General features: G+C 61.0%; 25 protein-coding genes. 12 read left to right on the forward strand and 13 right to left on the reverse strand.

The genetic code is table 11. The features are described from left to right. The first annotated feature begins 61 nt into the window (after positions 1–61). From V8689_RS22020 to V8689_RS22030, 3 genes are all read left to right on the forward strand, one after another. The gene (locus V8689_RS22020; RefSeq protein ID WP_056791598.1) at positions 62–691 is read left to right on the forward strand and encodes a TetR/AcrR family transcriptional regulator; all 630 of its coding nucleotides are present in this window, start codon (positions 62–64) and stop codon (positions 689–691) included. A 186-nt stretch (positions 692–877) separates the two neighbouring features. Further along, positions 878–1,936 (forward strand): diguanylate cyclase, encoded by a 1,059-nt coding sequence (locus V8689_RS22025; protein ID WP_056791595.1) that lies wholly within the window; start codon positions 878–880, stop codon positions 1,934–1,936. A gap of 263 nt (positions 1,937–2,199) precedes the next feature. Beyond that, positions 2,200–3,519: a methyl-accepting chemotaxis protein gene (locus tag V8689_RS22030; RefSeq protein ID WP_056791652.1), complete on the forward strand. Its 1,320-nt coding sequence runs from the start codon at positions 2,200–2,202 to the stop codon at positions 3,517–3,519. A gap of 25 nt (positions 3,520–3,544) precedes the next feature. On the opposite strand, the gene V8689_RS22035 is transcribed toward V8689_RS22030, so the two are convergent. Then, positions 3,545–4,429, reverse strand: coding sequence for a LysR family transcriptional regulator (locus tag V8689_RS22035; RefSeq protein ID WP_056791592.1), 885 nt, complete (start codon positions 4,427–4,429; stop codon positions 3,545–3,547). Between the two features lie 80 nt (positions 4,430–4,509). On the opposite strand from V8689_RS22035, the gene V8689_RS22040 reads away from it, so the two are divergent. Further along, the gene (locus V8689_RS22040; protein ID WP_056791588.1) at positions 4,510–5,217 is read left to right on the forward strand and encodes a CTP synthase C-terminal region-related (seleno)protein; all 708 of its coding nucleotides are present in this window, start codon (positions 4,510–4,512) and stop codon (positions 5,215–5,217) included. Continuing rightward, positions 5,214–5,534, forward strand: coding sequence for an antibiotic biosynthesis monooxygenase family protein (locus V8689_RS22045; protein ID WP_056791585.1), 321 nt, complete (start codon positions 5,214–5,216; stop codon positions 5,532–5,534). The genes V8689_RS22040 and V8689_RS22045 overlap by 4 nt, the downstream gene beginning before the upstream one ends. A gap of 556 nt (positions 5,535–6,090) precedes the next feature. Here V8689_RS22045 and V8689_RS22050 read toward each other — a convergent pair. Then, positions 6,091–6,414: a DUF2025 family protein gene (locus tag V8689_RS22050; protein WP_032895610.1), complete on the reverse strand. Its 324-nt coding sequence runs from the start codon at positions 6,412–6,414 to the stop codon at positions 6,091–6,093. A gap of 232 nt (positions 6,415–6,646) precedes the next feature. Here V8689_RS22050 and V8689_RS22055 point away from each other — a divergent pair, with 232 nt between their 5' ends. The 3 genes from V8689_RS22055 to V8689_RS22065 all read left to right on the forward strand — a co-directional run bounded on the left by V8689_RS22055 (position 6,647) and on the right by V8689_RS22065 (position 9,346). Next, complete coding sequence (locus V8689_RS22055) at positions 6,647–7,774, forward strand: glycerophosphodiester phosphodiesterase family protein (protein WP_056791580.1); 1,128 nt, start codon at positions 6,647–6,649, stop codon at positions 7,772–7,774. A 94-nt stretch (positions 7,775–7,868) separates the two neighbouring features. Next, on the forward strand, positions 7,869–8,177 hold the full coding sequence (locus tag V8689_RS22060) for a PepSY domain-containing protein (protein WP_056791577.1): 309 nt from the start codon (positions 7,869–7,871) through the stop codon (positions 8,175–8,177). Positions 8,178–8,323: 146 nt separating this feature from the next. Beyond that, entirely contained in the window at positions 8,324–9,346 is a 1,023-nt protein-coding gene (locus V8689_RS22065) for a transporter (protein WP_056791574.1), read from the forward strand. A gap of 87 nt (positions 9,347–9,433) precedes the next feature. Here the strand turns inward: V8689_RS22065 and V8689_RS22070 are convergent, their stop codons facing one another. Genes V8689_RS22070 through V8689_RS22085 form a run of 4 tightly spaced genes read right to left on the reverse strand, consistent with a single transcriptional unit; the run spans position 9,434 to position 12,540 of the window. Then, the gene (locus tag V8689_RS22070) at positions 9,434–9,766 is read right to left on the reverse strand and encodes a hypothetical protein (protein WP_056791571.1); all 333 of its coding nucleotides are present in this window, start codon (positions 9,764–9,766) and stop codon (positions 9,434–9,436) included. 55 nt (positions 9,767–9,821) lie between these two features. Then, the gene (locus V8689_RS22075) at positions 9,822–10,850 is read right to left on the reverse strand and encodes a biotin-dependent carboxyltransferase family protein (RefSeq protein ID WP_056791568.1); all 1,029 of its coding nucleotides are present in this window, start codon (positions 10,848–10,850) and stop codon (positions 9,822–9,824) included. Then, the gene (locus V8689_RS22080; RefSeq protein WP_056791564.1) at positions 10,847–11,725 is read right to left on the reverse strand and encodes a 5-oxoprolinase subunit B family protein; all 879 of its coding nucleotides are present in this window, start codon (positions 11,723–11,725) and stop codon (positions 10,847–10,849) included. Before V8689_RS22080 ends, V8689_RS22075 begins: the two co-directional genes overlap by 4 nt. Positions 11,726–11,781: 56 nt before the next feature. Then, complete coding sequence (locus V8689_RS22085) at positions 11,782–12,540, reverse strand: 5-oxoprolinase subunit PxpA (protein WP_056791561.1); 759 nt, start codon at positions 12,538–12,540, stop codon at positions 11,782–11,784. A 232-nt stretch (positions 12,541–12,772) separates the two neighbouring features. Between V8689_RS22085 and V8689_RS22090 the strand changes: the two genes are divergently transcribed. Then, complete coding sequence (locus V8689_RS22090) at positions 12,773–13,690, forward strand: LysR family transcriptional regulator (RefSeq protein WP_056791556.1); 918 nt, start codon at positions 12,773–12,775, stop codon at positions 13,688–13,690. Here the strand turns inward: V8689_RS22090 and V8689_RS22095 are convergent. Then, entirely contained in the window at positions 13,687–14,583 is an 897-nt protein-coding gene (locus V8689_RS22095) for a LysR family transcriptional regulator (protein WP_056791553.1), read from the reverse strand. The two genes, V8689_RS22090 and V8689_RS22095, sit on opposite strands and share 4 nt — an antisense overlap. Before the next feature lie 104 nt (positions 14,584–14,687). Between V8689_RS22095 and V8689_RS22100 the strand changes: the two genes are divergently transcribed. Beyond that, the gene (locus V8689_RS22100) at positions 14,688–15,446 is read left to right on the forward strand and encodes an SDR family NAD(P)-dependent oxidoreductase (protein ID WP_056791551.1); all 759 of its coding nucleotides are present in this window, start codon (positions 14,688–14,690) and stop codon (positions 15,444–15,446) included. Positions 15,447–15,554: 108 nt separating this feature from the next. Here V8689_RS22100 and V8689_RS22105 read toward each other — a convergent pair whose 3' ends face one another. Beyond that, a complete protein-coding gene (locus V8689_RS22105; RefSeq protein ID WP_056791546.1) occupies positions 15,555–15,992 on the reverse strand; it encodes a multidrug/biocide efflux PACE transporter in 438 nt (145 codons plus the stop codon). A gap of 88 nt (positions 15,993–16,080) precedes the next feature. Between V8689_RS22105 and V8689_RS22110 the strand changes: the two genes are divergently transcribed. Beyond that, positions 16,081–16,935, forward strand: coding sequence for a LysR family transcriptional regulator (locus tag V8689_RS22110; protein ID WP_056791543.1), 855 nt, complete (start codon positions 16,081–16,083; stop codon positions 16,933–16,935). Between the two features lie 112 nt (positions 16,936–17,047). Here the strand turns inward: V8689_RS22110 and V8689_RS22115 are convergent, their stop codons facing one another. The 4 genes from V8689_RS22115 to V8689_RS22130 are packed head-to-tail and all read right to left on the reverse strand — an operon-like array spanning position 17,048 to position 19,585. Then, positions 17,048–18,271, reverse strand: a complete 1,224-nt coding sequence (locus tag V8689_RS22115) for an RNA polymerase sigma factor (protein ID WP_056791540.1) — start codon at positions 18,269–18,271, stop codon at positions 17,048–17,050. Then, the gene (locus tag V8689_RS22120; RefSeq protein ID WP_056791537.1) at positions 18,268–18,744 is read right to left on the reverse strand and encodes an SRPBCC family protein; all 477 of its coding nucleotides are present in this window, start codon (positions 18,742–18,744) and stop codon (positions 18,268–18,270) included. The genes V8689_RS22115 and V8689_RS22120 overlap by 4 nt, the downstream gene beginning before the upstream one ends. 25 nt (positions 18,745–18,769) lie before the next feature. Then, positions 18,770–19,123: a YciI family protein gene (locus V8689_RS22125; RefSeq protein ID WP_056791533.1), complete on the reverse strand. Its 354-nt coding sequence runs from the start codon at positions 19,121–19,123 to the stop codon at positions 18,770–18,772. Positions 19,124–19,165: 42 nt separating this feature from the next. Then, positions 19,166–19,585 (reverse strand): YybH family protein, encoded by a 420-nt coding sequence (locus V8689_RS22130; protein ID WP_056791531.1) that lies wholly within the window; start codon positions 19,583–19,585, stop codon positions 19,166–19,168. Positions 19,586–19,730: 145 nt separating this feature from the next. On the opposite strand from V8689_RS22130, the gene V8689_RS22135 reads away from it, so the two are divergent. After that, complete coding sequence (locus V8689_RS22135) at positions 19,731–20,222, forward strand: GNAT family N-acetyltransferase (RefSeq protein WP_056791527.1); 492 nt, start codon at positions 19,731–19,733, stop codon at positions 20,220–20,222. Between the two features lie 66 nt (positions 20,223–20,288). Here the strand turns inward: V8689_RS22135 and V8689_RS22140 are convergent, their stop codons facing one another. Continuing rightward, positions 20,289–20,771, reverse strand: a complete 483-nt coding sequence (locus V8689_RS22140) for a GyrI-like domain-containing protein (RefSeq protein ID WP_056791524.1) — start codon at positions 20,769–20,771, stop codon at positions 20,289–20,291. Positions 20,772–20,799: the final 28 nt, after the last annotated feature.

Genomic DNA, 20,799 nt, shown 5'->3' on the forward strand with positions numbered 1-20,799 from the left:
AACAAAATCCGGAGCAAGTAAACTGCCCGGTGTAATTTCATTGTTGAGTCGAATGCCTTCCATGACTGCCCCCAAACGCCTCACCGAGCGTAAACGCGAAGCCATCGTGGCGGCGGCGATTGCCGAATTTCGCGAGAACGGCTTCGAGGTCACCAGCATGGACAAAATTGCCGCCACTGCGGGCGTTTCCAAGCGCACGGTGTACAACCATTTCCCCAGCAAGGAAGAACTGTTCGCCGAGATCCTTCACCAGTTGTGGGCCAGCAGCGTTGCGCAACTGGACGTGATCTACACCAGCGACCGCCCCCTGCGCGACCAACTGCGCACGTTGCTGGAAGCGAAAATGCAGATGATGTCGGACGCCAACTTCCTCGACCTGGCACGCGTGGCCATTGCTGCCACCATCCATTCGCCGGAGCGCGCGCAAGACATGGTCAACCGCCTCAGTGCGCGGGAAGAAGGCTTTACCCAATGGGTACGCGCCGCTCAGGAAGACGGCCGCCTCACCTGCACCGACCCGGCGTTCGCCGCCCACCAGATCCAAAGCCTGCTCAAGGCCTTTGCGTTCTGGCCGCAGATTACCCTCGGCCAGCCCACTCTCGACCTTGCCGCCCAGGCCAACGTCATCGAATCAGCCATCGACCTGTTCCTCGCCGGATACGAAGCCAGCACGCAGCGCCCGCCCCAGTAAGCCCTGTTGCAGGCGCGACATTTAAGGTCGTTTCTGGCGCTTTTACCCGCTGTTTTGCGCAAATGGCCTGGAAGGACACTGATTATTCCCACGGGAATAATCGACAATTCACCTTTCTTATCCACCACCGGCTCTGCCCGTTGATGCGTGCTGTTGCACCCGCAAAAAAAGTTGACCCAGGACACTATGGAAAACAGACGAGGCAAAGGGCTTTCATTTGCCAGGCGTATCTATACGCCAAGGATTATCGGCCTGGGTATCGGTAGCATCAGCGTGATCGGCGCGTTGTATCCCTTGTCGATGCCCGCTTGGGTCTGGGCGTTGCTGCTGTTCAACGGCATTGCCTGGCCGCACGTGGCATACCTGATTTCCACCCACTCGCCGTTTCCCTACCAGGCCGAACAACGCAACCTGCTGTATGACTCGGTGCTGGGCGGTTTCTGGGCCGCCGCTGCCCAGTTTTCACCACTGACAGCGGTGACCATTCTGTCGATGATGGCCATGAACAACGTCGCAGCCGGTGGCAAACGCCTGTTCCTGCGCGGGTTGCTGGCACAGACGGCCGGTATCGCGGTGGCCTGGGGCCTGTTCGGCGTCAAGTTCGACCCCAGCGTCAGCCTCACCGAGGTCTACACCTGCCTGCCGATGCTGACGCTCTACCCGATGGCCATCGGCATGGTCTGTTACCAGTTGGCGATCAAACTGTCGGAACACAAACGCGCCCTCAGCGCCCTGAGCCGCGTCGACAGCCTTACCGGCCTGCTCAACCATGGTTCGTGGAAAGACCTGCTCAACCTCAAGTTTCACAAGTGCCAGCAGCAACAAGGCCAAGCGACCATTGCCTTGATCGATATCGACCACTTCAAGCACATCAATGACGTGCATGGCCATACCGTCGGTGACGCGGTTCTGCGCCAGTTGAGCCAGGCGCTGCGCGAACACTTGCGCGAAGAAGACCTGGCCGGCCGCTACGGCGGCGATGAGTTCTGTGTGATTCTGCCGAAAATGCCCCTGCACGCCGCTGCGCAGGTGATGGAACATCTACGCGAAACCTTCAGCGGCTATCGTCATGCGCAGATCCCCGACCTGCGCGTCAGCCTGAGCATTGGGTTGGCGGATTTTCACCCGTCGTTCAAGGACGCGGTCATGTGGCTCGATGCGGCGGATCGCGCGTTGTATACCGCCAAAAACAACGGCCGCAACCGCGTCAAGGTCAGCGAGTGCGGAGTCGTTCAGTCAGCCTGAGTTGTCTGATGACACCTCGTCCGAATCTTGCTCCGCCCACCTGCTGCAATAGCATAATGCCGCCATTGGTCGCCTGGCCAAAATAGTCCTGCCTGATGGGCGAACTTCCAGGCCGATTGATCACTCTGAGACCGTTGTTCCACCCCCCTCTGTCAGCATCAGGAAGCTGGCAATGAGCAAGTCAACCGTAAGGCCAGGGGCCCTACGGGGTCAGGCGCAAATACATGGACCCCGCATACGCTTGCATGCCCGAGCCCTCCACCATGCTATTTCACACTCACAAGAAAACCATCAGTACCCTGCAACACAGCCTTGCCCAACAGACCAGCCTGCTGGACGCCATTGAGCGCTCCATGGCGGTGATCGAATTCGACCTGCAAGGCACCGTGCTGCGCGCCAATGACAACTTCTTCAAGACCATGGGCTACCGCGCCGAACAGATCCTGGGCCAGCCCCACCGGATGTTCTGTACCCCGGCGTTCGCCCGCAGCGCGGACTACAACCAGCTGTGGACGCACCTGCGCAACGGCCAATTCCAGTCGGGCACCTTTGAACGAGTGGGTGCCAACGGCGCCTCGGTGTGGTTGGAAGCCAGCTATAACCCGGTACGGGATGAAGCGGGGACTGTGATCAAAGTGGTGAAATACGCCATGGACGTCACCCCCCGCCTGCAGGCCGAAAGTGAAGCAAACGCCAAGCTCGAAGCCATCGACCGCGCCATGGCGATGATCGAGTTCAACCTCGACGGCACCATCATCACTGCCAACAGCAATTTCCTGCAGCGCATGGGCTACAGCCTGGCGCAGATCCAGGGCAAGCATCATCGCCTGTTTTGCACGCCCGAGCTGGCCAACAGTGCGGCCTACAGCGAGTTCTGGAAGCGTTTGAACCAGGGCGAGCTGTTCAATGGCCAGTTCGAGCGGGTGGATAAACACGGCCAGGTGGTGTGGCTGGAAGCCAACTACAACCCGGTGTACGACGCCAGCGGGCGCCTGTGCAAAGTGGTGAAGTTCGCCTCGGACGTCACCGCCCGCGTGCTACAGCATGCCGCCGACGCACAGAGCGCCGCCCAGGCTTATCACCTGTCGTTGAACACCCAGGAGATGGCGGAAAAAGGCGCCGAGGTGATTCAGAAAACCGCCACCGGCATGCGCGAAATTGCTCTGGATATCGACACCTCTTCGCAACTGATCGCCAAGCTGGGCGAGCGCTCGCAACAGATCACCGCCATCGTCAACACCATTCGCGGCATTGCCGACCAGACCAACCTGCTGGCCCTCAACGCTGCCATCGAAGCCGCCCGCGCCGGCGAGCAGGGCCGAGGCTTTGCCGTGGTGGCCGATGAAGTGCGGCAACTGGCGGCGCGCACCAGCGGCTCCACTGCCGAAATCTCCGGCATGATCGCCATGATCCAAGACGAAACCCGCCAAGCCATCGACAGCATGGACGCCACCCGCGACCGCGCCGCCCAAGGTGTGGAACTGGCCAACCAGGCCGGCACGGTGATCCTGCAGATTCGTGAAGGCACCGGCGAGGCGGTACAGGCGGTGAGCGCGTTTGCCAATGAGAGGGGCAATCGCTGAGCCATTGGCGCTGGCTGTCTGGAGGTTAACTTCGCAGCCAGCGCACATGCCGCCCCAGCTCATCAAACAGCGTCACCACCGAGCGCAATGCCCGGCAATCAGGCCGCGTCAACAACCACAGCGCCGTATCGTGCCCTGCCAGCGCAGGGCCCAGCGGTTGCAGGCCATCGCCCATCAGAAAATCCGGCAGCGCCGCCACGCCCAACCCCGCGCGCACTAATTCGGTCACCGACTGCATGCTGTTGCACCGATAACGGGGACGCACGCCCGGCAAATGTTCACGACGCCAGATGACGGTGGGGTGATCGGGTAAAAAGTCATCTGGCGCGATCCAGGCCAGGTCGGCCCAGTCATCGCCTGGGTGCTGGCGTGCATAGTCGGCACTGGCACACACCTGATAGGTCACCGCCCCCAGGCAGCGTCCGACAAGATGCGCTGGCGGTGCCTTCGTCAGGCGCAGGGCGATATCCGCATCGCGGCGGCTGAGGTTGGCGAAGTCATTGAAGGTGCTCAGTTCCAGGGTCAACGCCGGGTAGGCCGGCATGAACTGCGCGAGGGCCGGCAACAGCAAGCCTTGCAACACCGAGTCGGTGCAGGTCAGGCGCACGGTGCCGCTGATCACTTCACCACCCTGCTCCACGCCAATGCGCGCCGCCTCCAGGGCCTGCTCGGCACGCTCGGCCTGTTGCGCCAGGTTGCTCGCCAGGCTGGTGGGCAAATAACCGGCACGGCTTTTTTCAAACAGGGTCTGGCCCAGCGCCGCCTCCAGCCGCCGCACCGCACGGAACACCGTGGACACATCCACCCGCAGCAACGCCGCCGCCCGCGCCAGGGTACCGCCGCGCACCAAGGCCAGGATCAATGACAGGTCGGCGTAGTCGATTTGATAGTGCGTGGCTGCATTGAGCATGTGGGAAAATGCCAATATTGATTGCGTGAGCGCAAATCTATAGTGGGTATCAACCCACCACAAGCCATGGGACGTACACGATGCCAACCCCCGCGCTGCACCTTGCCCTGATCGGTGACTACAACCACGATGTGACCGCCCACCAGGCGATTCCCGTGGCCCTGCAACAGGCCGCCGACGCTCTGGGCCTGAGCGTCAAAGTGCAATGGCTGGCCACCGACACCCTCACCAGCACTTCTGCCCTGTACGACTTTGACGGCTTCTGGTGCGTGCCCGGCAGCCCCTATCGCGATATCGACGGCGCCCTGCGGGCGATCCGTTTTGCCCGCGAACAAGGTCGCCCTTTCCTCGGCACCTGCGGCGGTTTTCAACATGCCGTGCTGGAATATGCCCGCAACGTGCTCGGTTGGGCCGATGCCCAGCACGGCGAATTAGTACCGGATGCTGAGCGCGCCGTCATCACGCCGCTGGACTGCTCCCTGGTGGAAGTGAGCGACACCGTGCGCCTGGCTCCGTACACACGCATCGCCCAGGCCTACGGCAGCCTGGATATCCACGAAGGATACCGCTGCCGATACGGCATCAACCCCACCTTCGCCGACGCCCTGCTGCAAGCCAACCTGATCCCCACCGGCCACGACTCGGCGGGCGACCTGCGCGCGGTGGAACTGCTCGACCACCCGTTCTTCGTCGCCACCCTGTTCCAGCCCGAACGCGCCGCGCTCAAAGGCATCACGCCGCCGCTGGCGATTGCGCTGCTCAAGGCCTGCCAGGAGGTATCGGCATGATCGCCAAGACACCCGCCCCACCGTATTACGCGGTGATTTTCAGCTCACTGCGCACCGACGCCGACCTGGGTTATGGCGAGGCCGCCACACGCATGCTGGAACTGGCCAGGCAACAACCGGGGTTTCTGGGGGTGGAATCGGCGCGGGAGGATGGGCTGGGGATCACCGTGTCCTACTGGGCCAGCGAGGCGGCGATCCTGGCCTGGAAACAGCAGGCCGAGCATCGGCAGGTGCGTGAGCAAGGGCGGGCCACCTGGTATGCAGCGTTTCACACGCGGGTATGCAAGGTAGAGCGGGCCTACACCTTCCCCACTTGAAATATTGCCCCTTGTGGGAGCTGGCTTGCCTGCGATGACGGCCTGCCAGCCGACACTTCTCTACCTGACACCCCACAATCCAACTGTGGGAGCGGGCTTGCTCGCGAAGGCGGCTTGGCAGTCAACACAGTTGGATTGGGTACATATCCATTCCTGCGGTAACGGCCACTTAGGGTTCCGCTCTGACAGCGGGTCACTTTTGGAAGGACCCAAAAGTAACCAAAAGGTCCTCGCCCCACCACTCGGCACCTCGCTTGGGCTCGGTGTGCCCGTAATCCGCCAGTGATTTGGGGGGCCGCCGCCACGCGCCATCCATGGCGCGGGGCGGCTAAACCGGCATCCCTGCCGGTTTACCCCCCAAATCACTGGCGAATTCCGGCCAGCGTGGTTTAACGGGGCGCCTGAGATCAAGATCAAAAGCAGATCAAGAGCTACTCGCTTCGCATCGTGGTTACCGTCTGCTGCTACAGCCCCCAAAGTCGTGTAGATACCTATGGCCATCACAGGCAAGCCAGCTCCCACATTTGCTCGTCATCGCTTGCAAAATGACGGACGACTAACTCACCAAACTACGCAACGCGCTGATCTGCGGGATCTCTACCCGGCGCATATACACGCGCAGCGGCTCGGTAATGTTGATGCGGTCATCGATATTCTGGTCGAGCAACAACTGCAGGCGCGCTCGGCACAGGGTCATGGTGTGGTCGGCGGCCGGCAGCCAGACGAACTCGGCCGTGGGGATGATGCCGTCATCGGCCACGTCCATGCCGAATGAGTCTTCGCTGAAACGCACGATGTACTGGCCGGTCTTGCGGTTGAGGCCAACGAAACCCTGGAGTTGGTCGGCGGCCTGGCAGATAAGCTCGGAAGTGATGCGCATGGTAAACCTCACTGAAAAGTCCCACAGGGACTGGAAAGATGGTTTACACGCGTGGCAGAAAATACCGCCCTCTGACGGGGCAGCTACCTGTAAGAATACTGCAACGCCCTGCAAAAAAGTCCACAAAATTGGCCGGTGCGCACGTTAATGTCGGTTTGGTGATAGCGCCGTTCGCAATCAATTGTTAAAAAGGACACCTTCTCAAAGTTACCTCCACGAAAGGACTTCGCATATGCCTGTCACGTTTTCCAAAAGCGCCTTGCTGCTGGCGTTGATGCTCGGCCTTGGCCAGGCACAGGCTGCCGAGCCGGTCAGCCCGGCCGAATTGGCGACAAACGAAGGCATCCCCTACCCTGCCGTGATCGCTCACCGTGGCGCTTCCTACGACGCCCCTGAATCCACCGCCGCCGCCTACAAGGTTGCACGCGACCTGGGCGCCGACTACCTGGAACTGGACCTGCAACGCAGCAAAGACGGCGTGCTGTTCGCCCTGCACGACAACAACCTGCAACGCACCACTGACGTCGCCACCAAGTTCCCCGAGCGCAAAGACGCGCCCGCCAACGAGTTCACCTGGAAAGAACTGCAAACCCTAGACGCCGGCAGCTGGTTCAACGCCGCCTACCCGGACCGAGCGCGCCCTGGTTTCGTTGGCCTGAAAATCCTGAGCCTGGACGACATCATCAAAATCGCCGAAGGCAACCCACAGCACAAACCCGGCCTGTACATCGAGACCAAGGAGCCCAAGCAGTTTCCAGGTATCGAAGCCGACCTGAAAAACAAGCTGCTGGACAAAGGCTGGCTGAGCTCCGCCGGTTCCAAGCTGGGCAAGAGCAACACCGGTGTCGGCCAGGGCAAAGGCCGCGTGGTGCTGCAAACCTTCGAAACCGCCAGCCTCAAAGAGCTGCAGAAGGAAATGCCCAATACCCCGAAAATCCTGCTGTTGTGGGTGGGTGAAGGCAGCATCGAGCCCAAATCCAAAGTGACCTTCGCAGAGTCCGGCGAACCCACCAAGGCCGCCTACTACGCCAAGCAAGAGCCCAAAGACGCCGCCGAATTCGAAAAGTGGGTCGATGAAGCCAAAAGCCTTGGCGCCATCGGCACCGGCCCCTCGGCAGAGTTGACCGACCACGGCGACCAGAGCTACACCGACCTGGTGAAGCCTGAAATGAACAAGCTGACCCACGACAAAGGCCTGCTGGTGCATGTGTATACCGTGGATGAGCCGGTGGACTTCGAGAAGGTGATGAAGGCCGGCGTCGATGGCATCTTCACCAACCGCGCCGCCGAGCTGCTGAAGTTCTACAAGCGCTGGCCGTCATCCAGCGTGCAAGACCTGCTCAACGACCATAAGTACTAAAAGCGTTGGTGTCAGTGAGCCATTAAGGATGAGTTAAGTTGCGCCGGTTAATCTGGCGCCACTTAAACAGCTCAACCTAAGAAGGACACACACTATGAAGACCTTGACTGCCCTGTTCGCTGCTACTGCCCTGACCTTGACCGCCGGCCTGGCCCAGGCTGATGTTCGTCCGGATCAGATTGACGGCTTGCTCAAATCCGGCGCAGTGATGCCATTTGAAAAACTGAACGCTGCGGCCATCGCCAAACATGCCGGCGCCACCATCAACGATACCGAGCTGGACCACAACAACAGCGGCGTACTCGTCTATGAAGTTGACCTTACCGACACCGCTGGCAAGAAATGGGATGTGAAGCTCGACGCCAAAACTGGCGCGGTGCTCGAAGACAAGCTCGACACTTGAGTCGAATCTCCAAAAAACGCGCCACCTTCGGGTGGCGCGTTTTTTTATGCCTGCCTTAAACAGTCACATAACCGTCATCACGCCTTGCAATGATTCGCGCAAGGAGCCTGTGAAATGTCCTACAGGCCCTTTCTCTGCGAGTCGCCATGAACCACAGCATCGACCACGCCCACCAAGATTCCGATCTGTTTGGCCTGCTTTACGGTTTTCGTTTTCGCCCTGGCGAGAAAGGCCAGCAAATTGATTCCGCCACCGCCCTTGCCGCCTTGCAGCAACCGCCAGACCCGGAAGAATTCCTGTGGCTGCACCTGAACCTGGCCCACGCCGCCTGCGAGCGCTGGATGCAGGCGCATTTGTCGCTGCCGGAAGAGTTTTTTGAAGCCCTGCACGAGGGCTCGCGCTCCACACGCATCGAGCATGTGGACTCGGCCTTGCTGGCCGTGGTCAACGATGTGGTGTTCAACTTCAGCAGCATGGTGTCGTCGGATATTTCCACGCTGTGGGTATGCGCGCGCAGCCGCTTGCTGGTGAGCGCACGCCTGCAGCCGTTGCACTCGGTGGATAAATTGCGCTCGTCGGTGAAGGCCGGCGAACACTTTCGCTCGCCGTTGGAACTGCTGGTGCATCTGCTGCGTGACCAGGGCGAAGTGCTGACACAGATCGTGCGCAAGACCAGTATCAGCGTTGACCATATCGAGGATCAGTTGCTGTCTTCGCGCCTGTCCACCAACCGCGCCGAACTGGGCGCCGCCCGCCGCGTGCTGGTGCGCCTGCAACGCCTGCTGGCGCTGGAGCCGGGTTCGCTGCTGCGCCTGCTCAATCGCCCGCCGCAATGGTTGCAAAAGGAAGACGTGAAGGAGTTACGCAAATCCACCGAGGAATTTGCGCTGATCATCAACGACCTGACCGCCCTGGGCGAACGCATCAAACTGTTGCAGGAAGAGATCGCCGCCAACCTCAATGAACAGAGCAACCGCACATTGTTTACCCTCACGGTGGTGACGGTGCTGGCGCTGCCGATCAACATCATTGCCGGCTTTTTTGGCATGAATGTGGGTGGGGTGCCCCTGTCTCAAGACCCGGAAGGCTTCTGGATATTGGTGGCACTGGTTGCCACCTTCACCTTGATCGCCGGGCGCTGGGCCTTCAGAAAGCGAAAAGATTACTGACTCAAGCCGATCATCATTGCGCTCCACGTGTAGTGTGCACCTGTCCCGTAGACAACTGGCACAGGTGCAATGTTCGCCACTTTCAGATCAATGTTTTTTAAGTAAATTCAAGGGCGCTGACTCTTCCAAATTCCCGATGTGGGTATACACCTCGTAGCGGACGCTCTGCCAGCAGCACTTCAAATGAGGTGGATCAAGATCTACCGTCAACGGCACCTCATTACCGTTTGCCAGAGTGTGCGTCCAGACCACTTTGTCATCGATCATTAACTTCAGCTCATCCCTTGGATAGGGATCGGGGTAATTGATGATTAACCTCAAACTGGTCAGGTCATCCAGTATTTTGGTACGGCCCCACGCATTCACCGTAGAACCTGGGACCTCAACTTCCGGCAATAAAAGGCTATCTTTGCGGGTCATGACGCTCTCCTTGGAAAAGGTGCGGTCCTCGTGACAGCACAGAACGTATCAGACCCTAGTTAGCGGCTGGGATGCTACTGTCAGAATTGACAGGGCCATGCGTCAGTGGTCGGTTATTAAAGAGCCTCGTCATCGCGTTCAAGCGTTTCTTGTACACCCGCCGCGCCTCCAAAGCTTCCTCCAGACTCACCGCCACAAACCCCGCCCGCTGGTTGGGCTGCATCTGCCCGATCAAGTCCAGGTCGGCGCTGATCACCGTGCCAATCATCGCGTAGCCACCGCCCGACACCGCATCGCGATGCAGCACAATCGGCTCCAGCCCCGCCGGTACTTGAATCGAGCCAATCGGGTAGCAACTGTCGACGATGTTGGACGGATCGGAGCCCGCGCCAAACGGCTGCTCCCGCGGCTGGAAGCTCAACGCGCTGCCGCCCTTGAAGCGGTAGCCGATGCGATCGGCCTCGGAGCCCACCGTCCACGGTTCGGCAAAAAAGCTGCTTTTGGCCTCGTCCGTCAAGCGCTCGTAATACAGCCCCGGCACCACCCGCAACGTCACATCGCCACCGACCGAACGCCGCAACGCCATCGGCAAGCTGTTGCCCGCACGCCCCGTACCGCTGGCGGTACCGATCGGTAATTGATCGCCCTCCTGCAAGCGCCGGCCATTAAACCCGCCGAGGGCGCCGAGGGTGTAGGTGGAGCGGCTGCCGAGCACCAACGGCACGTCGATACCGCCGGCGACGGCGAGGTAGGTACGAGCGCCGGCCTTGGGAAACTCGAACCGCAGCACCTGCCCGGCGTGCACGGCAAAGGCGGTGTCCTGGTGCACCACTTCACCGTCCAGGCGCGGCGACATCAGGGCGCCGCTCAAGGCCACCAGCGCGTCCTGCTGGAACTCCAGCTCCGGCCCGATCAGCGTGCATTCCAGGCCCGCCGCGCCCATGGGATTGCCCACCAGGTGGTTGGCCGCACTCAACGCGTATTGGTCCAGCGCCCCCGACGGAGGGATGCCCAAGTGGTAATAACCTTCGCGGCCCAGGTCCTGCACGGAGGTGGCGAGGCCGGGTTTGAGGACCTTGATCATGCCAGCGCCTCCTGCAGGGTTTTCGGGTAGCCGATGGGGTCGGCGAGAAAGGCATCCAGGGAAAATTCCACCGGGCGAATGCGTAAATCGAAACGCCCGGCGTCCACCTCGGCGACGGCCCGGTCATAAGCATCGCGGTCTATCGGCTTGAACTGCACGATATCGCCGGGGCGGAAGAACACCATGTGCGCCTTGAGGTACGCCAACTGCTGCGCCGGGTCGTAGATCGGTGCCGGGGTGACGCCGAACATCTGGTAACCGCCCGCCCCGCGCACCGAGTAGATACAGCCAAAGCAACCGCCATGGCCGAGGGTCAGTTTCGGCGTGTCGGTGCGTGGCCGCAGGTATTTGGGTACCTGCAATTGCCGCTCGCGTTCGACCATCTGGAACATGAACGGCAAGCCCGCGACAAAGCCGACCATCGACACAAACCACGGCGCGCCACTGTGGGCGGCGATGAACGCGTTTACGTCGGCCAGGCCATTGATGCGTGCGGCGTATTCCAGGTCTGTGCCGCTGGGGTCTTGGTGGCGGTCACGAAAGCGCATCAGGGTTTCGTGGGTCCAGGGGTCGTTATAGAGCACCGGGATTTCGATGATGCGCGTGCGCAAGGTGCGTTCGGCTACGGCCTGGGCTTCGGCGCTTTGCACGGCGTCGAGCAGCACATGGGGCGCGATGCGGTCAGGGTCGAAACGAATCTGGAACGATGCGTTGGCCAGGCAGACATCCAGCACGCCTTCCAGCGCCAGGCGCTCCACGGCGCGAGTCACCGCCATGCCCTTGAAAAAAGCCTCCAGGGACATGCTGTCGCTGACCTCGGCAAACAGGTGTTCATCACCGCCGAAGCTGTAGCGGATGGGGGACGTTTCAGCCATGTCTGTTCCTCTTGGAATCATTGTAGAAAGGCAGGCAAAAAAGTAAGGGGTGGATCTTATTGGGGTGTTCTGACGTCGATGCCCGCCTGGTCCAGGGCTGCACGGGTGGCCTCCACCAGGTCCAGGGCGCCGGGGGTGTCGCTGTGCAGGCAGATGGAATCGAATTCGATGGCCAGGTCTTCGCCTTCGACGGTACGCACCAGGCCGGTCTGACACGCACGCAAGACCCGCGCTGCAACCGTGGCAGGGTCCAGCGCCCGCACATTGCGAGTAAACACGATGGAGCCGCTCAGGTCGTATTCACGGTCGGCGTAGAACTCGCGCACTACCGGCTGCCCCAGTTCCTTGGCAATGCGCCAGATCACCGAGTTGGGCATGCAGTACAGCAACAATGTGGGCTCGATGATTTGCAGGTTTTGCACCAACAGCCGCGCAGCTTCTTCATCGCGGGCCAGGTGCATATAGAGCGCGCCGTGAGGCTTGATGTGTTGCAGGGTCACGCCCTGAGCACGGGCCATTTCGCGCAAGGCACCGAGCTGGTAGAGCATGTCGTCCACCAGTTCCTGGGCCGATGCGTTGATATGCCGGCGACCAAAACCCACCAGATCACGAAAACCTGGGTGCGCGCCGATGGCCACCCCCAGTTGCTTGGCGCGCTCGACGGTGCGGCGCATGGTGCCGGGGTCGCCGGCGTGAAAGCCGGTGGCGATATTGGCCGAGCTGATGTAGGCCATCAGCTCTGCGTCGACGCCGTCGCCGATAGTCCAGGGGCCAAAGCCTTCGCCCATGTCTGAATTGAAATCCACTGCCTGCATCGAGGTCGCTCCGCCAAAGGTGATGCCCGCAAAGTAGGCTGGGGCTTGACCCCTTGGGAAGATCTATTATCAGATGGCCCATCTTCTGAAAATCAGATATCACTCATGTAGCTCGTTCCCACGCTCTGCGTGGGAACGCCTCGTGTGACGCTCCGCGTCACGGTTTAAGTGCGGACGCAAAGCGTCCATGACTGCATTCCCACGCAGAGCGTGGGAACGATCGGGGTGTGATATGTCGTTGACCTTGCGCCAGGTTCGTTATTTTGTCGCCACCGCCGAGATCGGCCAGATTTCCCAGGCGGCGATTCACTTGAATATTTCCCAATCGGCGGTGACCACGGCGATCAAGGAGCTGGAAGCCATGCTCGGCGTGCAGTTGTTCGTGCGCTCGGCCCAGGGCATGAACCTCACCGACGCCGGGCGGCATTTTCTCAACCGTGCCTACGTGATTGTGCGCAGCGTGGAGGACGCCCTCAACAGCCCGTTGCCGGACTACCGCGCCAGCGGCGTGCTGCGGGTGGCGGCCAGTTACACCGTGCTGGGTTATTTCCTGCCGCACCATTTACAGCGCATGGAGCATTGGCATCCGGACGTAACCATCGAGGTGTTCGAACAGGAGCGCCAGGCCATCGAACAGGGCCTGCTCGACGGCCAGTTCGACATGGCCGTGGTGCTGACCGCCAACCTCACCCACGCGGATATCGTCTCGGAAATTCTGTTCAACTCCGAACGCCGCCTGTGGTTGCCCAGCCATCACCCGTTGTGCGAACGCGGTGCCGTGAGCCTGGCGGACGTGGCCCAAGAGCCCTACATCTTGCTCACCGTCGATGAAGCCGAACACAGCGCCATGCGCTACTGGGAACAGGCCGGGCAAACCCCCAAGGTGCGGCTGCGCACCAGTTCGGTGGAGGCGGTGCGCAGCATGGTTGCCAACGGCAGCGGCGTGGCGATCCTGTCAGACCTGGTGCACCGCCCCTGGTCCCTGGAAGGCAAGCGCATCGAAACCCTGACCGTCACCGACCCGGTCACGCCCATGAGCGTCGGCCTGGCCTGGCACCGCGAGCGCGACTTTACCCCGGCTATGCAAGCGTTCCGGGACTACTTCCACGACGCGTTCCTGGCACCCCAGCAGTTGTCAGCGCGCCGCTAGAGATGGGCTTGCAGGGTGGCGGCCAACCAGTCCATGAACACCCGCACTCGCAATGGCAAATGCCGCTGGCCGGCGTACAGCAACGACACATCCAGGGGCGGCGCCTGGTAGTCGGGCAACACTGCCACCAACTCGCCGCTGACCAACAAATCATGTATGCCGAGTTGCGGCACCTGGGTGAGGCCAAACCCGCCCAGGCACGCCGACTGATAGGCGTCGGTGCTGTTGACCGTCACCCGGCCGGCCATCGGTAACCGTTGCACCTTGTTGCCCACCAGGTATTCGAACCCGGCCGAGCGTGCGCCCAGCGGTCGCACGTAATGCACCAACTGGTGATGCGCCAGGTCTGCCAGGGTTTCGGGCACGCCATACCGTTGCAGGTATGCCGCGCTCGCGCAGTTGACCATCGGCATGCTGCACACCCGCCGCGCTACCACGGTTTGATCGGGCTGGGCGCCGACGCGCACCACGCAGTCGAACCCTTCGGCAATCAGGTCCACCTGGCGGTCCGAACAACTGATCTCCATGTCGATCAGTGGGTGGCGCGTCATGAAGGTGGGCAGGTTCGGCAAGATCACGCTGCGTGCCATGACATTGGGCATGTCCACCCGAATGCGCCCAGCGAGCTGGGTTTCATCCTGGCGAAACAAACCTTCCAGCTCCTCCATGTGTGCCAGCAGGTCCTTGCTGCGTTCGTACAGCACACGACCATCCTGGGTCGCCTGCACCTTGCGTGTGGTGCGTTGCAACAGCCGCGCACCCAGCAGTTCTTCCAGCGCCTGCACATGCTCGGACACAGTGGAGCGCGGCAGGCCGAGGCTTTCACCGGCCTTTGTGAAACTCGACAATTCCGTCACCCGCACAAAGGTACGCAGCAGCTCTAGCTTGTTCATGGATTGTTCGCCTTATCCGGCCAGTGATTCCGCAATAGCGCTGTTTATCACGTTATGGGCGGACAAATACACTCATCCCACTGACCCCCCATGAGGACTGCACCATGACCCGCAAAATAGCACTCATCACCGGCGCCAGCCGTGGCCTGGGCAAAAGCGCTGCCCTGCACCTGGCTGCGCAAGGCATCGACATCATCGGCACCTACCACAGCGCAGCGGCCGAAGCCCAAGCCGTGGTTGCCCAGGTAGAGGCCATGGGCGGACGCGCCGCCATGCTGCAACTGGATGTAAGCCAGAGCGCGACCTTCGATGCATTCGTTGGCCAGGTCGGTACGTTGCTCAAGGATGTGTTCGCCGTGGATCGCTTCGATTTCCTGATCAACAACGCCGGAGTCGGCATCCACGCAAGCTTTGTCGAGACCACCGAAGCCCAGTTTGACCAGTTGGTGGCGATCCATGTGAAGGCGCCGTTTTTTCTTACGCAAAAACTGCTGCCGTTGATCAACGACGGCGGGCGCATCATCAATATTTCCAGCGGCCTGGCACGCTTCAGCCTGCCGGGTTATGCGGCCTACGCGTCCATGAAAGGCGCGGTGGAAGTGTTGTCGCGCTACCAGGCTAAAGAGCTCGGCCCACGGGGGATTACCGTGAACACCCTGGCACCGGGTGCGATTGCCACCGACTTCGGCGGCGGCGCGGTACGCGATAACACCGACGTGAATGCGATGGTGGCCAACAACACCGCCCTGGGCCGCGCTGGCTTGCCGGACGACATTGGCGGGGCGATTTCGATCTTGCTGGCCGATGGCAGCCATTGGATCACCGGCCAGCGGATTGAGGCGTCGGGCGGGATGTTCCTCTAAACAAATGCTTCTCTGTAGGAGCGAGCTTGCTCGCGAAAAACTCAAGAGCGCCGCTTGTTTCCAGAGGCCCCGCGTTATCGTTAGCGATCTTCGCGAGCAAGCTCGCTCCTACAGGGTGACTGGGGTTTTACCGGCGAATTTCTCGCGCAACACGTCGTAACCCCAGTGGTACACGTAGGTGTACGGCAGGAAGAACAACAACACGCCAATGTCGAGGATGAAGGCTTCCAACAGGCTGATCTTCATCAAGGCGGCAATCAACGGCACCGCCAAGAGGATCAGGCCACCTTCAAACAGCAGCGCATGCAGCACACGGGTCCAACCGCCGTTGGCCAGTTGCAGGCGGGCTTTAAGGCGGTCGAACAGGCTGTTGAACACCACATTCCAGCTCAGTGCCAACAGGCTGATGCCCAAGGTTACTGCGCCCATCTCCAGCGCCGGCCGGCCAGTGATCCACACCAGCAGCGGCGTGCAGATCAACAAGGCCAGCCCTTCGAAACCCAGGGCTTGAAAAACGCGTTCAGTAAAGGATTTGGTAGGGGTCATGACCCGGCTCCGTGAGTGACGATGGTTGCCATGATCAGGCTTTGTCTCGATACTTCATAACCAATAACCATCGATCAAGGCGATAGTCATGGCCTCCCATGAAGTGCTTCAGGCGTTTGTCCAGGCGGCCACCCAAGGCTCGTTTTCCGCGGCGGCGCGCAAGCTGGGCAAGAGCCAGTCCACCGTGAGCGCGGCGGTGGCGAGCCTTGAGATCGACCTGGATGTGGTGCTGTTTGACCGCAGCAGCCGCAAACCGACCCTCACGCCTGCGGGGCATGTTTTGCTGCAACGGGCTGAGCAAGTGCTGGAAGCCAGTAGCCGCCTGGAGCTGGCGGCCAGTCAGTTATCGCAAGGCCTGGAGCCGAAGCTGAGTATCGCCATGTCCGATACTTACCAGTCTGATCGATTCGAGGTCGCCCTCACCGCCTTCGAACAACGCTACCCAGACCTTGAGCTGGAATGCCTGATCGCGGAATGCGAAGACCTGATCGCGCTGGTGCAAAGTGGCCGGGCGCAGATCGCGTTTATCGAGAAACAAGAAGCCTACCCGCCGGACCTTTCCTTCTCCACCGTGGAGGAGCGCACGGAGATCGCCCTGTTCGTCTCGCCTGGACACCCATTGGCGAACCTGGACAAGGTTGCCCCGCACACCCTGCAACAACACCGGGAGTTGCGCTTGGCGAGCATCATCAGCCCCAATGAAAACCGCGGCACGCAGCGAGTATGGTCGGCGCCGAGTTACCTGATGCTGATGGAAATGGCACAGCTGGGGTTTGGCTGGGCACCGATTCCACGCTGGCTGGTGGAGCGCTTTGGCGGCAACCAGTTGGTTGAACTCAAGGTGCGCAGTTGGCCGCGTTCGGTGGCGGTGGATGCGCTGTGGTCCCGGCACCAGCCGCCGGGGCCTGCGGGGAGCTGGTTGCTGGGCAAGATGCTGGAATGAGCCTGTAGGAGCGAGCTTGCTCGCGAAGAACGTCAACGATAACGCGTGCTTCCTGAAGAAACGCGGCGTCTGTGAGTTTTTCGCGAGCAAGCTCGCTCCTACATTTGGATCGTCACTGTCTGGGAGAATTGAGTTCGGCGAGGCGTCGCGTGATGAAGCGCTTTTCTGGCGCCTGTTGCGTCAGCGACAGCGCTTTTTCGTAGGCGCTGCGGGCTTCGTCAAACCGCCCCAACTGCCGGCAAAACTCCCCACGCGCCGAATGCGCCAAGTGGTAATCCTGCAACTCACCGCGTTGCAAAAGATTGTCCACCAGCACCAGCCCCGCCAACGGCCCCTGCTCCATCGCCACCGCTACCGCACGGTTCAACTCGATCACCGGCGACGGCACAGACCTGAGCAATACATCGTAGAGCCCGACAATCTGCCGCCAATCGGTTTCCCCTGCGCTGGGCGCCTCGGCGTGCACGGCGGCAATCGCAGCCTGCAAGCAATACGGCCCGAAGCGTGGCGTCATCAGCGCCTGCTCCACCAATGCGCAGCCTTCAGCGATCAAGGCCCTGTCCCAAAGCGTACGATCCTGAGCGTCCAACAGCACCAGTTCGCCTGTGGCAGAAGTGCGGGCAGGCCGACGCGACTCGTGCAGCAACATTAACGCCAGCAAGCCCATGACTTCCGGCTCGGGCAGCAACTCCAGCAGCAAACGCCCCAGGCGAATGGCCTCCAAGGTCAGGTCCTCACGGGTGAGGTCGGCACCCGCTGACGCCGAATAGCCCTCGTTGAACACCAGGTAAATCACCCGCAGCACACTGTCCAATCGTTCGGGCAATTCGGCGCGGGACGGCACTTGATAGGGAATTTTCGCCTCACGGATCTTGCCCTTGGCGCGCACGATGCGTTGGGCAATGGTGGTGGGCGTGGCAAGAAAAGCGTGAGCGATGGCCTCGGTGCTCAGGTCGCAGATCTCGCGCAGGGTCAGCGCAACCTGGGCATCGGCTGCCAACGCAGGGTGACAACAAGTGAATACCAGGCGCAGGCGATCGTCTTCCACATCTTCATCTCTCCACGGCGCGGCCTCCAGCGCGTCGGCCTGCTCCTCGAATAACGGGGTAAACCGCGACTGACGCCGCAGGCGGTCGATGGCCTTGAAGCGGCCGGTGGACACCAGCCACGCCCGTGGATTATCCGGCACGCCATCTTGGGGCCAACGCTGCACCGCGACAAAAAATGCTTCGTGCAGCGCCTCCTCGGCCAGGTCGAAATCCCCCAGCACGCGAATCAACGTCGCGAGCACGCGGCGTGATTCGCTGCGGTAGATGGCATCGATCTGCGCGGTCAATCGACCATGTCCTCGGTCACCAGCTTCACCAGGCGGTCCAGGCTCTGGCCCCAGCCGTCATGAAAGCCCATGGCTTCGTGGGCCTGCTTGTCCTCGACACTCCAGTGCATGGCGCGCGCGGTGTAGAGGGTCTTGCCGCCGACATCTTCAAAGGTGACTTCGGCGCTCATGAACGGCTTGCCCGAAGGTACCCAGCCCGGCATGAACGCGTCGGTAAACACCAGGCGGTTGGGCGCGTCGATCTCCAGGAATACGCCCTGGGTCGGGTATTCGCTGCCATCCGGCGCGCGCATCAAGGTGCGGAACAAGCCACCGACCCACAGGTTCATCTCGCATTCAGGGGTGGTCATGCCATGGGGCCCCCACCATTGTTGCAGCAGGGTTGGCTCGGTCCAGGCGCGAAACACCCGGCGGCGCGGTGCGTCGATCAAGCGGCTGATGGACAGTTCAAATTCAGCGGGTTGAGTGTTCACGGGGAAACCTCCTCAAGTCTTTTGATTATTGTGTTGAGAGATTCAATTGGCGCACGGGGCGCACTTCCACGCTGCCGACGCGGGCCGCCGGAATGCCGCCCGCCACCTGGAGCGCTTCATTGAGGTCCTTGGCGTCGATCAGGTAGAACCCGGCGAGCTGCTCCTTGGTTTCGGCAAACGGCCCGTCGGTGATCGACAGCTTGCCGTTGCGCATGCGCACGGTGGTGGCGGTGGTCACCGACTCCAGCGGCTCGGCGGCGAGCATGCGCCCGCTGGCCTGAATGGCCTCGGCGTAGGCCAGACATTCCGAGTCGTGAGGGCTGTCGGGCGAGGTGTGCAACACCTGTTCATCGCTGTAGATCAGGCACAGGTATTTCATGGCGTTCTCCGTTTTCGGACTACTGACTATAGTTCGCGGTGCTCAAGGTTTCAGGTCGAACAACGCCGTGCCGCTTTGCATATCAAACGGCGCCGACCAGTGCTCATGCACCACCTTCCATTGGCCATCGATGCGCTGGTAGCCGGCGGTGACGCGCATCCAGCAAGCCTTCACCTCACCGTCCGGCCCGGCACCGCCGCAGTGAGCCAGCCAGTGGGCGAATGCGCTGTCTGGCGCCTCGACGACGCGCAGCTCATGAAACTCGAAGATACCGGGGCCGGGGCAGTGCTCCATACACGCTTCCCAATGCGCGCGGTAGGCCGCCTTGCCTTTGAATTGCAGGGCGGTTACGGCGTCGAACGAGACGATATCGTCGGCGTAAAAGCTGACAATCTGGTCGATATCACGGCTGACGACGGCGTGTTTCCATTGCTCGATCAGGCTGTTGATTGCAGTGCTCATGGGGATGACTCCTCGGGGTGGACAATCACAGAAGACACCCTTAGTCGAATGGCCCGAAGGGAAATCGACATCCCCCTGAAAAATAATTTCTCGTGGCCCAAACCCGATAAACTGCCAGTTCCCTTGCAGCCGTTCGGACAGCCCCATGCAAACCCGCCTCGTGGCCTACGAGGCGCTGAACGCTGTGCAACAACAGCAGGTCGGCGCCATCGAAGTTCACCCTGAACAACTGCCGTTTTGCGGTGATATGTATTGCGCGCTCAACACTCTGCTCGCCAAGCCAAGCCCTGGGGTCAAGGGCTTTGCGCTGTTGGCCGATGGCCTTCCCGTGGCGTTCCTGCTGCTCAAGCGCCCCCCGTGCCTGCCGCATTGGGCCGATGAACACAGCGCCACTCTCCACGCCTTGCAGGTAGACCGGCATCAGCAGGGGCGTGGTTACGGCAAAGCGTGTTTGCAGGCGTTGCCCGCCGTGGCGCGCGAGGCATGGCCGCAGATCAAGGGGTTGGAGTTGTCGGTGGATGCCCACAACGTGGCGGCGATGGGGTTGTATCTGGGGGCGGGATGGGTGGATCGCGGTGAGGCGTACAAGGGCCGCGTAGGGTATGAACGCCGGTTGAGTTTCAGGTTTGATCCATAGCGGCAATGTCACGTAAACATGACTTTTAAGCGTGCATGTCGTGTTTACGTGACATCAGGTGCAGTGTCAGCCCCGCTCCCCGATCGGCAGCCAGATTTCCACCGTCCCCGTGCCCTTCCTGGCATCGAAATCCGCGCTGTAGCGCTCGAAATCCGCGCCCATGACCTTGTAGCCCGAGTGCGGCAACCATTCGAACATGATGCGTTCGTAGGTTTGCGCAAGCGCCTGCACCGGCCCGTAGTGGGGGAACACGGCATAGTTGAGTGGCGGGATTTCGATGAATTTGAAGTTGCTCGGCACGTCTCCCTTTGCCGGCACTTGAACCCCTGCCAGGTAATCGAATTCGCCGTGGTGCAGGTTATGGCACACCCCGTAGGTCACACCACCAACGCGCTTCTTGAGGTCTTTGATGCAGCTATCGAACAACTCCCACAGCCGTGGGATATCGCCCACGGTGGCCTTCGAATATCGCCCTTGCACCCCGGCGATCACCAAAGCTTTGCCGGCTTCCAAGCGTAACTCCAACGGTTTTTTTGTCTGCTGATCCATACGAACAGTCTCCTTCTTATGAGGGAAC

It is taken from the genome of Pseudomonas sp. AK181 (assembly GCF_051122975.1).
Lineage (GTDB): Bacteria > Pseudomonadota > Gammaproteobacteria > Pseudomonadales > Pseudomonadaceae > Aquipseudomonas > Aquipseudomonas lactis.